The sequence below is a fragment of the Ruegeria sp. HKCCD4884 genome, assembly GCF_013110855.1.
In the GTDB taxonomy this organism is placed as follows: domain Bacteria; phylum Pseudomonadota; class Alphaproteobacteria; order Rhodobacterales; family Rhodobacteraceae; genus Ruegeria.
The window spans coordinates 121,296-135,179 of record NZ_WVRJ01000002.1 but is presented as its reverse complement, the minus strand read 5'-3'; the positions used below and the strand labels follow the sequence as shown (position 1 = coordinate 135,179).

The 13,884-nt window shown below is 58.5% G+C and carries 15 protein-coding genes; 8 read left to right on the top strand and 7 right to left on the bottom strand.

Translation table 11 applies throughout. The annotated features are described in order from the left end of the window. From GS636_RS03075 to GS636_RS03065, 3 genes are all read left to right on the top strand, one after another. Nucleotides 1-474, top strand: coding sequence for an outer membrane protein assembly factor BamE (locus tag GS636_RS03075; RefSeq protein ID WP_171668409.1), 474 nt, complete (start codon nt 1-3; stop codon nt 472-474). A gap of 100 nt (nt 475-574) precedes the next feature. Then, entirely contained in the window at nt 575-1,315 is a 741-nt protein-coding gene (locus tag GS636_RS03070; RefSeq protein ID WP_171668408.1) for a GNAT family N-acyltransferase, read from the top strand. 68 nt (nt 1,316-1,383) lie between these two features. After that, the gene (locus tag GS636_RS03065) at nt 1,384-3,192 is read left to right on the top strand and encodes an ABC-F family ATP-binding cassette domain-containing protein (RefSeq protein ID WP_253762623.1); all 1,809 of its coding nucleotides are present in this window, start codon (nt 1,384-1,386) and stop codon (nt 3,190-3,192) included. Here GS636_RS03065 and GS636_RS03060 read toward each other — a convergent pair. Together GS636_RS03060 and GS636_RS03055 are read right to left on the bottom strand one after the other, a co-directional pair. Continuing rightward, entirely contained in the window at nt 3,189-3,737 is a 549-nt protein-coding gene (locus GS636_RS03060; protein ID WP_171668407.1) for a sugar O-acetyltransferase, read from the bottom strand. The genes GS636_RS03065 and GS636_RS03060 overlap by 4 nt on opposite strands. 9 nt (nt 3,738-3,746) lie before the next feature. Then, entirely contained in the window at nt 3,747-4,502 is a 756-nt protein-coding gene (locus GS636_RS03055) for a 3-hydroxyacyl-CoA dehydrogenase (protein WP_171668406.1), read from the bottom strand. A 207-nt stretch (nt 4,503-4,709) separates the two neighbouring features. On the opposite strand from GS636_RS03055, the gene GS636_RS03050 reads away from it, so the two are divergent. Beyond that, nucleotides 4,710-5,531 (top strand): hypothetical protein, encoded by an 822-nt coding sequence (locus GS636_RS03050; RefSeq protein WP_171668405.1) that lies wholly within the window; start codon nt 4,710-4,712, stop codon nt 5,529-5,531. Between the two features lie 78 nt (nt 5,532-5,609). Here the strand turns inward: GS636_RS03050 and tyrS are convergent, their stop codons facing one another. Further along, nucleotides 5,610-6,863 (bottom strand): tyrosine--tRNA ligase, encoded by a 1,254-nt coding sequence (gene tyrS / locus GS636_RS03045; protein WP_171668404.1) that lies wholly within the window; start codon nt 6,861-6,863, stop codon nt 5,610-5,612. 243 nt (nt 6,864-7,106) lie between these two features. Here tyrS and GS636_RS03040 point away from each other — a divergent pair, with 243 nt between their 5' ends. From GS636_RS03040 to GS636_RS03030, 3 genes are all read left to right on the top strand, one after another. Continuing rightward, nucleotides 7,107-8,228: an anhydro-N-acetylmuramic acid kinase gene (locus GS636_RS03040; protein ID WP_371808685.1), complete on the top strand. Its 1,122-nt coding sequence runs from the start codon at nt 7,107-7,109 to the stop codon at nt 8,226-8,228. 78 nt (nt 8,229-8,306) lie between these two features. Continuing rightward, a complete protein-coding gene (locus GS636_RS03035; protein ID WP_171668402.1) occupies nt 8,307-8,597 on the top strand; it encodes a hypothetical protein in 291 nt (96 codons plus the stop codon). A 9-nt stretch (nt 8,598-8,606) separates the two neighbouring features. Then, nucleotides 8,607-9,068: a hypothetical protein gene (locus GS636_RS03030; protein ID WP_171668401.1), complete on the top strand. Its 462-nt coding sequence runs from the start codon at nt 8,607-8,609 to the stop codon at nt 9,066-9,068. Between the two features lie 67 nt (nt 9,069-9,135). Here the strand turns inward: GS636_RS03030 and GS636_RS03025 are convergent, their stop codons facing one another. The 3 genes from GS636_RS03025 to GS636_RS03015 all read right to left on the bottom strand — a co-directional run bounded on the left by GS636_RS03025 (nt 9,136) and on the right by GS636_RS03015 (nt 11,319). After that, nucleotides 9,136-10,026, bottom strand: a complete 891-nt coding sequence (locus tag GS636_RS03025; protein ID WP_171668400.1) for a fatty acid desaturase — start codon at nt 10,024-10,026, stop codon at nt 9,136-9,138. A gap of 45 nt (nt 10,027-10,071) precedes the next feature. Continuing rightward, nucleotides 10,072-10,701, bottom strand: coding sequence for an extensin family protein (locus GS636_RS03020; protein ID WP_171090512.1), 630 nt, complete (start codon nt 10,699-10,701; stop codon nt 10,072-10,074). A gap of 198 nt (nt 10,702-10,899) precedes the next feature. After that, a complete protein-coding gene (locus tag GS636_RS03015; RefSeq protein ID WP_171668399.1) occupies nt 10,900-11,319 on the bottom strand; it encodes a cupin domain-containing protein in 420 nt (139 codons plus the stop codon). 86 nt (nt 11,320-11,405) lie between these two features. On the opposite strand from GS636_RS03015, the gene GS636_RS03010 reads away from it, so the two are divergent. After that, on the top strand, nt 11,406-12,824 hold the full coding sequence (locus GS636_RS03010; protein ID WP_171668398.1) for a YdiU family protein: 1,419 nt from the start codon (nt 11,406-11,408) through the stop codon (nt 12,822-12,824). A 14-nt stretch (nt 12,825-12,838) separates the two neighbouring features. Here the strand turns inward: GS636_RS03010 and GS636_RS03005 are convergent, their stop codons facing one another. Then, on the bottom strand, nt 12,839-13,726 hold the full coding sequence (locus tag GS636_RS03005; RefSeq protein ID WP_171668397.1) for a DMT family transporter: 888 nt from the start codon (nt 13,724-13,726) through the stop codon (nt 12,839-12,841). Between the last annotated feature and the right edge of the window lie 158 nt (nt 13,727-13,884).

Below are 13,884 nucleotides of genomic sequence, written 5' to 3'. Positions count from 1 at the left end.
ATGTTGAAGGTAATGAACCGGTTGAAACCAGCGACAAAATCGCTTGTGTTTGTTGCCTGTCTGGCTGCGGTCGGGGCCTGTACGCCCATCTTCAAGAATCACGGTTATGTCCCCCCGGCCGAGGAACTGGCGGAAATCAAGGTTGGCGTCGATACGCGCGACAGCGTGGAAGAAGCCATCGGCGCACCGGGCGCATCGGGGGTTGTGCGGGATTCCGGGTTTTACTACGTGCGCTCGCGGGTGCGGCACTATGGTCCTAAACGGCCCGAGGTCGTATCGCGCGAGCTGGTTGCCATCAGCTTTGACCAACGTGGCGTGGTCAGAAACATCGAGCGTTTTGGCCTGGAAGACGGGATCGTGATTCCCCTGGAGCGCCGTGTGACTGACTCCAACGTTCAGGACAAAGGCTTCCTGCGTCAGCTGCTTGGCAATATCGGTAACTTCAACCCGGCTAACATTCCGGGTGCCAACTAATTCGGTCTGCTGACTTGCGTTGGTCACAAGACGGTCACATGTCTTGTGTTAGCGAGGTCATGACGACAACATTGGGTCGGCAACCCCGGAGGATGCGACCGTGGCGACAGCGGTTTTGTTGAGCAAAGGGCGCTATCGCGCCCGATTGGCGCAGTCGGCTGAAGACATCAGTGCCGCGCAGGCATTGCGCACACAAGCCTTTGGCACTCAGCAGTTGGATAGCGATGCGTTCGACGGGCGGTGTTGCCACGTCCTGGTCGAGGATATGCGCACCGACGCGCGGATTGTCTGTTGTTTTCGTATGATGCGCATGGATCACGGTCGAGAGGTCGGGCGCAGCTATTCGGCGCAGTTTTACGACCTAAGTTCGCTTGAGGGTTTCAACGGCCGAATGGTCGAGATGGGGCGCTTCTGTATCCACCCCGATTGCAGTGATCCCGATATTCTGCGCGTCGCGTGGGGTGCGATGACTGCTTATGTGGATCAGAACGGTGTTGAGATGCTGTTTGGGTGTTCGTCCTTTGCCGGTACCGAGACCGAACAGTACCTGGACGCGTTTGCGATGCTCAAACACCGTCATCTGGCCCCAAAACGATGGCTGCCGCGGGTGAAGGCACCGGATGTTTTTCGCTTTGCCACACGTCTGCGGCGCAGGCCGGATCTGAAGCAGGCGATGTTACGAATGCCGCCTTTGTTGCGGACCTATCTGATGATGGGCGGCTGGGTCAGTGATCACGCGGTTGTGGATCGCGACATGAACACGCTGCACGTTTTTACCGGGTTGGAAATCCGGGCGATTCCCCCGGCGCGGAAGCGTCTGCTGCGGGCGGTGGCCGGGTAGTTTGAGTATTTTCGAAAAGGTGAAGCTGGGGCGTTGACGCAGTGTGACTGCCGGTTTAGCTGGCGGGCATGGCGAGAATTCCTTTGTTGCAGATGTCCGGCATTTCCCTGACTTTCGGGGGCGATCCGGTGTTTTCCGATCTTGATCTGGTCGTCCACCCCGGTGACCGCGTGGCGCTGGTGGGGCGCAACGGGTCGGGTAAGTCGACCCTAATGAAAGTGATGGCGGGATTGGTTGAAGCCGATCAGGGTGAGATCGTTGTGCCGCCGGGAAAATCCGTGGGGTACATGGAACAGGACCCCACGATGGTAGGGTTTGCAACGCTGGGGGATTATGCCTCAAGCGGGTTGGAGCCGGGCGAATTGTACAAGGTGGAACGGGCGGGCGAAGGGCTAAAGTTCGATCCTTCTCGCCCTGTTGAGACAGCCTCGGGGGGGGAACGGCGACGGGCTGCATTGGCTAAGTTGATGGCTGAAGCCCCCGATCTGATGTTGTTGGACGAGCCCACCAACCATCTGGATATTGAAGCCATCGCGTGGCTGGAGCGCGAACTAGGATCAACCCGTGCGGCTTTTGTATTGATCTCGCACGACAGGGCATTTTTGCGGGCACTGACGCGGGCGACGCTTTGGATCGACCGAGGGGCTGTCAGACGGCAGGAGCAGGGTTTTGATGCGTTTGAGTCCTGGCGGGACAAGGTCTGGGAAGAAGAAGACCAACAGCGTCACAAGTTGAATCGGTTGATCAAATCCGAAGCGAAATGGGCGGTCGAGGGCATCAGCGCCCGGCGCAAACGCAATCAGGGCAGGGTACGGGCCTTGCAGGCGTTGCGGGCGGAAAAGGCGGCGCAGATCAAACGTCAGGGCTCGGCTGCCATGACGCTGGAAGCGGGGCCAAAGTCGGGTCGTAAGGTGATTGAGGCCAAAGGCTTGGCCAAGGGGTTCGACGACAAGCAGATTGTTCGGAATTTTGACCTGCTGGTGCAGCGCGGTGATCGTGTGGCCTTTGTCGGACCTAATGGGGTGGGCAAGACAACGCTTCTGAAAATGCTGTTGGGACAGGTGGAGCCTGATGAGGGTTCGGTTTCGTTGGGCACCAACCTTGAGATCGCTGTGTTCGACCAAACTCGCGCTCAACTGGATCCCGAGATGTCCCTTTGGGACAGTTTGACCGGTGACCCCGAGATGAGGGTGTCGGGTAAGGCTGATCAGGTGATGGTGGGCGGACAGCCCAAGCACGTCGTTGGCTATCTCAAGGAATTCCTGTTTGACGAACGGCAGGCAAGAGCGGCTGTGAAATCCTTATCTGGTGGCGAAAAAGCAAGGCTGTTGCTAGCGAAGCTGATGGCGAAATCCTCGAACCTTTTGGTGCTGGACGAACCGACCAACGATCTGGATGTCGAAACACTGGACTTGTTGCAGGAGCTTCTGGACGATTACGACGGCACGGTTCTGTTGGTCAGCCACGATCGGGATTTTCTGGACCGTGTGGCCACGACGACAATTGCGATGGAGGGCAATGGGCGCGCCACGGTTTATGCCGGTGGGTGGTCGGATTACATCGCGCAACGCGGTGATGTGACGGGCAAAAAGGAAGAAAAAGCAAAAGCTTCAAAGCCAAAGGTCAAGCAAGAGGTCAAGCCGAAATCCGGTCTGTCTTTCTCGGAAAAACACAGGTTGGAGAGACTGCCCGCCGAGATCGCGCGCCTGGAGGCCGAGATCGCCAAGCTGGAAGAGTTGATGTCTGACCCCGAACTGTTCACCCGCGAGCCTGTCAAGTTTCAGAAAGCCACCGACGCTTTGGTGGAACGGCAAGAAAAGCTTTCAGTTGCTGAGGAAGAATGGCTAATGCTCGAAGAAAAAGCTGAAAGCGCTTAGGGTTTCAGGCCTCTGGCGGGATTGCCTACTACGGTCTCTCCGGCGGGAACGTCTTTGGTGACGACGCTGCCTGCGCCAATCGTGGCATTGTCGCCGATAGTGATGCCGGGCAACAATATCGCGCCACCACCGACCCACACATGTTTGCCTATTGTAACCGGCAAGCCGATTTCCAGCCCTTGCGCCCGTTCAGCCGGGTCTTTGGCATGTTGGGCGCAATAGATCTGGACATTGGGGCCAAACATTGAGTCGTCCCCAATCCGTATCGGGGCTGTGTCCAATACCATGCAGCCCGCGTTGAAGTAGACCCGGTTGCCCAGATGAATGTTCATCCCATAGGCGCAATGAAACGGGGCTTCGAGGAAACAGTCTTCGCCTGCTTGACCCAGCAAGGCACGTAGCTCTGGTGCCATCGCGCCGCGTGCGTCGGGTGGGCAATTGTTGTGCGCGTGAACCGCGCGTCTTGCTTGCGCGCGTAAGGCATCAAGTTCCGGGTCCAGACAGCAATACCATTGACCGGACTGCATTTTTTCACGTTCCGACATGGGGCAGGTTTAGCGCATGCGCAGGGCGCCGTCGATGCGGATGACCTCACCATTCAGATAACCCATCTCGACAATGAAACCGGCCAGACGACCGTATTCCTTCGGGTCGCCCAAACGGGGCGGGTTCGGGACGTCAGCAGCGAGCTGTTGTTGTACCTCTTCGGGCAGGCCAGCCAGCATCGGTGTCATGAAGATGCCGGGTGCAATTGTCATGACGCGAATGCCGGTTGAAGCTAGATCACGGGCCATCGGAAGGGTCATGCCGACGACACCGCATTTGGACGCTGCGTAGGCCGCCTGACCCTTTTGCCCGTCATAGGCGGCGATAGAGGCGGTGTTGATGATCACACCACGCGCGCCATCGGACTCGGGGTCATTCCTGGCCATCTCGGCGGCGGCAAGACGAGACACGTTGAAAGTGCCGACCAGATTGATGTCGATGGTGCGCTGAAAGGCATCCAAAGGGTGGGGACCATCCTTACCGACCGTTTTGATGCCATACGCGATGCCCGCGCAATTTACGGCAGCAGTGATCTTGCCCATCTTCTCCACGCCATGGCGCACGGCGGCAGCCACCGAATCTTCATCTGTCACGTCCGTCTGCGCGAAGTGACCCCCGATTTCGGCAGCGACCTTTGCGCCGCGATCCGCGTCGCGGTCCAGAATGGTAACCTGCGCACCTTCAGAGGCAAAATAGCGGGCCGTGGCTTCGCCGAGACCGGAAGCGCCGCCGGTGACGAGTGCTGCTGTGGTGGACAGGTGCATGGTGAACTCCTCCCAAAGATATGAACACTTGTTCAATAACTGCTACGCGGGGGTGGTGTCCACCCTTTTGATGATGACGCTGCCCATCCGGGCTGTGCTTGCGTTCCTGAAGACAAATTAATCCGACCCTCACGAAAACGCGCCTGTTTGTGAGTGAAGATGTTGGGGCCGTCATGTGTTTTTTCGCCAGGAGGTCCTGATATGGTTATGAGTAAGAAACAAATGCTGGGCGCTGTATTTGTCGCGCCTGTTTTTGGATTGGTGATGATTGGCAGTGCATCTGCTGCACCGGATACCTGCACTGGAAAAACAGCCCGCAGCCTCGCGAATGCCGGGGATTATGCAGGCTTATGTGATTGTGTGCAGGTGACGCCGAGTTTTCTGGACAGGCTTCAGAGACGGTCGGATTTCGAGACAACGTTGGACGTGACCGGGGCACAGTGTCCGGGTCTCGCCGCGCTACTGACGGACTTGCCGACGGCAAGCCTTTCGGGATCAAGTGAAAACCGTGGTGAAAGCCGGGGATCTGAACCGATTGGTGAAGCGTTTGCAGATACGGGAAACCCAGGATCGCCAGGCGGTGGTGAACCCGGAGATGGCGACGACCCGAGCGATGATGGCGGACCCGGAGAAGGCGGCGGACCCGGTGATGGTGGCGGACCCGGAGATGGTGGCGGCCCCGGTGATGGTGGCGAACCCGGTGATGGTGGCGAACCCGGAGATGGTGGCGGAAAAGGCGGCGGAAAAGGCGGCGGCAAGGGAGAAGGTAAAGGCAAAGGCGGCGGCAAAGGCGGCGAAGGTAAAGGCGGCAAAGGCGGCGAAGGTAAAGGCGGCAAAGGCGGCGAAGGAAAGGGTAAAAACGGCGATGGCCGAGGTGAAGGCAAAGGCAGCAGCAAAGGCAACAACGGCGGCGGGAATGGCGGCGAAGGCAGCAGCCCGGGCCGGGGCAACAACGCCAACAATGACGAAAGCGGTGATGACCGGAACGGTCGTGGCGGCGGTCGAGGTGGTGGAAAGGGACTTAGGTAAACACCCCGTCTTACGAAGCAACACGGCCACCCGATTGGGTGGCCGTTTTTTGCTTTGCCTCTTCAGATTGAGGCCTTGTCAGCCGAGCTGAACCAGCGCGTGGCGCTTTTTGCCAGCGCTCAGCTTGATGGGCGATGACAGCGCGCCTGCGTCGATCATCAGCCCTGCATCGGTCAGCGGCGCATCATCCAGCTTGGCCCCGTTCTCGGCGATCAGGCGCTTGGCCTCTTTGCCGGATTTTGCCAAACCCGATTTGACGATGATCTGCACGATTGACATGCCGTCACCCAACTCATCAGGGCTGAGGGTCAGTGTTGGCAGATCTCCACCAACGCCGCCTTTCTCGAACACTTCACGCGCGGTCGCTTCGGCGTTGGCCGCAGCCTGCGCGCCATGCAGCAGGGTTGTGACTTCATTGGCCAGACGGATTTTGGCTTCATTGATCTCGGACCCGGCAAGGGCGCCCAGACGGTCGCACTCATCCACCGGCAATTCAGTGTAGAGCTTCAGGAACCGGCCCACATCCGCGTCGGTTGTGTTGCGCCAGAACTGCCAGAATTCATAGGGCGAGCGCATCTCAGCGTTCAGCCAAACCGCACCGTCCTGAGACTTGCCCATTTTCTTGCCGTCACTGGTGGTCAGCAGAGGCGAGGTCAGGCCGTAGATCTCGTAATCCAGCACGCGGCGGGTCAGGTCGATGCCGTTGACGATGTTGCCCCACTGATCCGAGCCGCCCATCTGCAGAACGCAGCCATAGCGGCGGTTCAGTTCCAGGAAGTCATAAGCCTGAAGGATCATGTAGTTAAACTCGAGGAAGCTCAGCGACTGCTCACGATCCAGCCGCGACTTCACAGACTCAAACGACAGCATCCGGTTGACCGAGAAATGGCGTCCGATATCGCGCAGAAAATCGAGGTAGTTCAGATCGTCCAGCCATTCGGCATTGTTCAGCATCAGTGCCTTGTTCTCGGCGTCCGTGTCATAGTCGATATACGCTGAGAACACCTTTTTGATGCCCGAGATGTTCTCGTCGATCTGTTCGGGGCCCAGCAGCGGGCGTTCATCGGCGCGGAACGACGGATCGCCCACCTTGGTGGTGCCGCCGCCCATCAGGGTGATCGGCTGGTGGCCGGTTTTCTGGAACCAGCGCAGCATCATGATCTGGATCAGGCTGCCCACATGCAACGACTTGGCCGTTGCATCAAAGCCGATATAGGCCGGTTTGCACCCACTGATCAGCGCGTCGTCAAGGCCCTGATAATCGGTGCAGTCGGCGAGAAAGCCGCGCTCGATCATCGTGGCGATGAAATCCGATTTGGGGTGGTAGGTCATATCGTGCCCTTTGGGTTAATGTTGCGGGGCACTGTATAGGCGGCAGCGCGCAGGAGGAAAAGCCACCTTTTCATAAGTGTGCCGGGTGTCGATCCAGCCACGCGATTTGCGAAAAATGAATGCCGCCTGACGAGAACGCTTGCGTTTTTGTACAAACAAAAGGCAGTTTGACCGGGCTGCAACCCAGAGGTGAACCCAAAGACCCGGATGTGGCGAAAAGAACAGCCAGATCAGGAGGCAGGCGTGAGCCAGACCATCAGCAAACACGGTGTGATCCGGGCGTTGGGCGCAATGTCGGGGACTTCGATGGATGGGGTGGATGCCGCGATGGTCGAAACCGACGGGCACCAGATCATCGGGTTTGGGCAAAGCGGTTATCGTGCCTACACTGACGCAGAGCGCGACGTGTTGCGTACGGCGCTGGGGCAGTGGCACGGGCCAGATGTGGATGCAGCCGCCGAATTGGTCACTTTTGCCCATGCCGAAGCGCTGTCAGAATTTGAAGAGGTCGACCTGATCGGTTTTCACGGCCAGACCCTGGCACATGAGCCGCGCGGGCGTGGCACCTTGCAAGTGGGTGACGGTCTGGGACTTGCGCAAGCGCTGGGGCGTCCGGTCGTTTGGGATTTCCGCAGCGATGATGTGGCGATGGGGGGCGAGGGCGCTCCGCTGGCGCCGTTCTTTCATTTTGCCTGCGCCAAGTGGTTCGGTGCGGATCGGCCTTTGTGTTTTCTGAACTTGGGTGGGGTCGGCAATCTGACCTATGTTGATCCGTCCTTTGACGGACCCGAAGCGCCCGGCGCGTTGCTGGCCTTTGACACCGGGCCTGCAAATGCGCCGGTTGACGATCTGATGCAAGCCCGGCTGGGGCTGCCGATGGACCGGGACGGGGCGCTTGCGCGGGATGGCACCGTCGAAATGGGCGCGTTAGAGCTGTTTCTGGCCGAGCCATACTTTGCCCGGATGCCGCCGAAATCATTGGACCGGAATGATTTTTCGGAAATGATCGGTCTGGTGCAGGAATTGAACGATGCGGATGCCGTGGCAACCCTGACCGGGATGTGTGCCGCGGGGGTCGTGCAAGGGATGGAGCATTGCCCAAAACCTCCGTCATGTGTGCTGGTCACCGGCGGTGGGCGACATAATCCGGTTTTGATGGAGATGCTGCGCGTGTCGTTGGACTGCCCGGTCGAACCGGTTGAGGCGGTGGGACTGGATGGCGATATGCTCGAGGCGCAGGCTTTTGCCTATCTGGCGGTGCGCGTGGCGCGAGGCCTGCCGACCTCGTGCCCCGGCACAACCGGTGTTCAGGCACTGGTCGGGGGCGGAGTGGTCAGCTCGGTTTCGATGGATGCCGTTGGGTAGCATTACCCAAAAACAGTTCAAAAAAACAACTTGTTGTGCGACGGTTGCCTCAGACCCATGGATTGAGGGCAAGGCATTATGGCGACAAAAGCAGAGCTTGAAACCGAATTAGAGAAATTACGGCAGCGCAACGCGACGTTGGAGGCGCGGGTCGAACAGTACCCGAAGCCCAAGGACGCGCCCGAACGCGTCAAGACATCAGATGAAATCCGAAAGCTGCTTGAAGAGCATGGCATTGATCTGAGCAAGGCACAGTCCTTGGGAGAGGACGTGGTCGAGGAATTCGGCCGCCTGCAGAAGGATTATCCGATGACTGCGTTAATTATTGCGTTTTCGCTGGGATACGTTGTCGGACGCGCACAAGGTTAGGAGGGACCCATGAGCAGATTGAGTAGAAATCTGGTGACGATCTATCGGACGGAACGTCTGATCACCCGGCGCCGTCTGGCCGTGGTTCAACAGCAGACTATTTTGATGGGGATCGCGGGCATTGCTGCCCTGTCAGCGTTGGTGCTTGTGAACGTTGCCTTGTTCTTTGCTCTGCAAAACTCCATGTCTCCTGCCTCGGCCGCTGCATTACTGGCACTTGGCAATCTTGCGTTTGCCTGTCTGCTGGTTTTGTTCGCGCGACGCAGCAACGCAGAGGACGAAGTCGCCCCGGCGGTTGAAGTTCGCGACATGGCAATTGCAGATATCGAGGATGAGTTGGAAGAGATGGCGACTGAAGCGCGCGAAGTTGTGCAGGCCGTCAAAAACATCGGGGCGAATCCATTGGGTTCGATGGCGACAGTGTTGGTGCCTTTGATCAGCATGTTGATCAAAAGCCGAAGTGGCGAATAGGGGGCGCTGCCCCCGTCGCGCAAACGCGCCTCCCCCGAGGTATTTTCGGCCAGATGAAGAACGGATCTTATGAGTTGAGCGTTCGGGCGTAGTCTTTGGTGAATTCCGTGTAACCGGTGGATGTGGATTTCAAGTGCGCGCGTGTCCAGTTGTGCAGCTCGGGCAAGTGGTGGAACGGTACGTTTGGAAAGGAATGATGCTCGGCGTGGTAAGGCATGTTCCAGGCCAAAAACCGTAAGACCCGGTTGGTAAAGGTGGTGCGTGAGTTTTCGAGCATGTTCGCCACTGGCGGGCAGAGGCCATGCTCGGCCAGCAGGTAAAGGCGTAAAGCGGGTTGAGCGACCAGCACCGGAAGAAGCCAGACCCAGAACAGTATCGCGCTGTAGGTCAGGCTGATGAGCGTTAAGACATAGAGACCAAGCAGAATGCGCGCTTCGACCTTCATCGCTTTGTGTTGGCGCTTCGGAAGGTAAGGGGCATCCAGGTGGCCGCGTGCGTTTTGAACAAGAACCTTTGCCATGCCGCTCCAATAGGTCCAACCGCTCAGGTAGATCAGCAGGTCAGGCCAGTTGTCGGGGCGCGGTTTTCCATCCAGCTCCGGGTCGCGTTTGGGGTCGTTGGTCCATTTGTGGTGGGCCAGATGGAAATATCGAAACCACGTAAAGGGCAGGGCAATTGGGACCGAGACCAGATGTCCGACCGCATCGTTCAGCCACCCTGTACGAAAAGGGGTCTTGTGGGTGCATTCGTGGCTGAGGGTGAAGAGGAACACCAGCAAAACGCCTTGCGGCAGGATCAAAACCGGCCAGAACGGGATTTGCGCCACGATTGCGGCGCTCAGGGCCGACAACGCCGCCAGATAGATCAACAGATGGTTCAGCCCAGCGGAGTTCGACCGGCGTTGCAATCGGTCCTTGGTCTCAGTGGGCAGAGAAGCGATCAGGTCTTTGTGGTCCATACCGGCATCGTTAAACCCGGTTTAAGTCCGGTCAAGCCCGAAGGACTAACGACAAACCGGAGCGCCTTTGCGCTGGGCTGTGTCAAAGTGAAAATGCCCAACGTGATAGCGGTCGGCGTCCGGGCCGAGCACGGTACTGAACACGCCACAGGCACCGTTGTGCAGCTCGCGCAACACCGCACTTTGGGTCTTGTCCGTCCACCCGTCCTTAACGGTGATTTGTGTGCCGTCCTGAAGAACAAAGGTTGAAATATCGATGGCCCGCCCGCGTGCATGTTGAGACAGGCGCGCGCGTGGCTGGTTGTTCTGGGTTTTGCAGGCATAGTGCCCCACAACCCGCATCCCCTTGAGCCCGCCGCCCATATCAGCAAAGGCGGGTTTGGCAACGGTTTCGATCCATGTTTTCAACGTGACAGCCGTCTGACAATCCATCAGCGAAAACTGACTGAGGGCAACATCTGAGATTCGGTAGACCCGAACCGGTTTGGCAATGCCGCAGCCCCGGGCTTTGCTTTTCAGGGTTTTGCGCGTTTCGCCCAATATGGTCCAGTCGCCGCAGACGGCCCCGCGTTCGCGCATCCGCTCGCGTCCTTGTTCCAATTGCATGGCCGCGCATGGGGACAGGTCTTCGGGCGTCTGCGCGGCTGGTTCGGCAGTTGTAGACTCGCTGGGCAATGAAACATCCAACGGTTCGCCAGAATCTGCACAGTCCGGGCTGGCGCTTGCAATCCCTGCACTTAAGCAGAGAAAAAGGACAGTCAAACAGACCTGCTTCATGCTCACTCGATACTCCGTCACACACGGTTACGGGTACAGGATGGTCAAAGCTGGGCCGTCTGTAAACTCAACTTTTCAGAGATTTCTTGGGTCGGGCTATTCCCTTGGGATGTCAAAGCCCGGCGCGGCCAACTCAAAACCTTCGAAATCAAAGCCGGGAGAGACCGTGCAACTGACCAAGGTGTAGTCGCCTGTGCTGCGTGCAGCCTGCCAATGGCCTTCAGGAACGATCAACTGCGGTGCGCCTTTTAACAGGTCAGGGGTCAGCAGATGATCAACCGCAGGCCCCGCATCCGTCGCGCTGAGCGACAGGACCAGAGGTGCGCCTGCGTGGTAGAGCCAGATCTCGGTGGCGTCGACCCGATGCCAGTGGCTGCTTTCACCGGCCTGCAACAAGAAATAGATGCAAGTGCCGGTGGGGCGGCCTGCGTTGCTGGCACGCCATGTCTCGGCATACCAACCGCCTTCGGGGTGACGTTGCAGGTTCAGGTGGTCGATAATGTCTTGTGCGGTCATAGGTGCCCTCTTGGTTCGGCGTGATTATGCACGGGACGATACGATCCGCTATGGTATTCGTGCGACTGAACAATATGTAATGCGGCATGACCCTGACGATCCACTTCGATAACACCTATGCCCGCCTGCCGGATGCGTTTTTTGCGCGGCAGGCTCCGGTTCCCGTCCGTGCGCCAAAGATGATTGCATTCAACGATGATTTGGCGAAGTTGCTGCAGATCACCCCAGGAGATGTGCAGGACATGGCCCAGGCTTTTGCTGGCAATCGTCTGCCCACAGGTGCAGAGCCCATTGCGCAGCTGTATTCTGGGCACCAGTTCGGACAGTATAACCCTCAATTGGGGGACGGGCGTGCGGTGCTGCTGGGCGAGACCGTAGGCACCGATGGGGTGCGCCGGGACATACAGTTGAAAGGCTCGGGCCCCACGCCTTTTTCGCGCCGTGGCGATGGTCGGGCGTGGCTGGGGCCGGTTCTGCGCGAATATGTGGTGTCTGAGGCGATGCACGCGCTGGGCGTCCCGACCACACGTGCTCTGGCCGCTGTAGAAACAGGTGAGACGGTGTTTCGCGAGGGCCCGATGCCGGGGGCGGTGTTGACGCGCGTGGCCAGCAGCCATCTGCGGGTGGGCACGTTTCAGGTTTTCGCCGCTCGGGGGCAATTGGACAGTTTGCGCCGACTGACGGAATACGCCATCGCGCGTCACTATCCCGAGGCTGACGGGTCGATGGGTCTGTTGCGGGCGGTGCGGGACGCACAGGCCAAGCTGATCGCGCAGTGGATGAGCGTGGGGTTCATTCACGGGGTTATGAACACTGACAATTGCTCGATCGCGGGTGAGACGATTGATTATGGCCCTTGCGCTTTCATGGACACGTATCACCCCAACACGGTCTACAGTTCGATTGACCGGATGGGGCGCTATGCCTATTCGAACCAGCCCGACATTGCCGTGTGGAATCTGGCGCAGCTTGCGACGTCGCTGATCCAGCAGATGGATGATAAGGAGGCCGCTGTCGAAGAGGCGACCGAGATCGTCCATTCCATGCCAGAGCTTTTGCGGCAGAATTGGTTGACCCTGTTCCGTGCCAAGATCGGTCTGACGATTGACGAAGACGGTGATCTAGAGCTTGTGACGGATCTTCTGAAGCGGATGGCCGAAGGGCAGGCGGATTTCACCAACACCTTCCGGGCGCTGGGCAGCGATACCGCGCGGGATCAGTTTGTTGACCCCGCCAGCTATGACAGTTGGGCCGAGGGCTGGCGCGCGCGATTAGAACGCGAAGCGCAACCGATCGACGTGATGGCCGCTGCTAACCCGGCGTTTATTCCGCGTAACCACCGTGTTGAACAGATGATCCAAGCGGCGGTGCAAGGGGATTACGCGCCGTTCCATCGGCTGAATGCCGTCCTCGCTCGGCCTTACGATGATCAGGATGACGACGCAGATTTGAAACGGCCCCCGGCCAAGAACGAGGTGGTGCACGCAACCTTCTGTGGGACATGACCCATAGGGCGACACTACTTTCGCACGATCTCCAACACGGCGGCGCTGACGATCAGCGCAGCGCCCAGAAACTCGCGCAGGCCAAAGGGTTCTCCGGATAGCACGGCAGCAGATGCGATTCCGACGACCACTTCGCTCATCAGCAGCAGGCCGACCCTTGATGGGGTAAGCTTCGTCGCAGGCCAAATCGTCATGTAGATCATGGGCAGGACGTAGAAGGCCGACAACAGGGCCAACAGAAGAATGCGGATCGCTTCACTTTGCGCGATGGATGGTAAAGCCTGCTCGGGCAGAGCAAGAAGGCTGAATAGGGACAGGATCAGCGCACCGAAAACAAAGGCAAAGACCTGCCCCGAAATCGAGATGCGATTGACACGATAAAGGCCCATAGAGCCAAGGGCCCAGCATATGCCTGAGGCCAATGCCAGCCAATCGCCTATGTTTTGCGGCCAGGGCACGAAACCCGCGCCGCCCAGAACAACAAAAAGGCCGCCCAACCCGCAGAAAAGACCAGCAAGGCGCGTTAGGCTGAGACGCTCACCCAGAAACAAAACACCCAGAAGTGTTCCCCAGATCGGGGTGAGGTAGAACAGCAGTATGGACCGCACGACGTCGGTATACACCAGGCTGATGGAATACAGGCTGAACGCGGCCCCTGTGAACATGCCGCTGAGCATCAGGTTGCGCCATTCCCGCACCAGCGTTTGCCGATCGCTCCAAATAAACGGAAGTAAGGCGATCAGGGCCGCGCAGTACATGACAATCCCGGGCCAGGGGCCGGTCAGACCCTGATCCAGAAAGAACCGAACCGGGATCCAGTAGAGCCCCCATAGCGCGCCACCCATGACCAGAACCAGGCTGGCGCGGGTGCTGTTGTCCGGCTGTGTCTGATGCAGTTCCATTCAGCCCCTCGAGTTGTGGCGGTGTCGCCGTTCCACTGCAACCGGATAGAGCAGAGGATCAAAAGGAACAATCCTTTGGTGATCGCTTGCAGGTCGTTTGCCAATTAACCGTGCAATTGGCTTTGTTTCTGTCCAAGGCATTCGTTCCGTAACCGAAC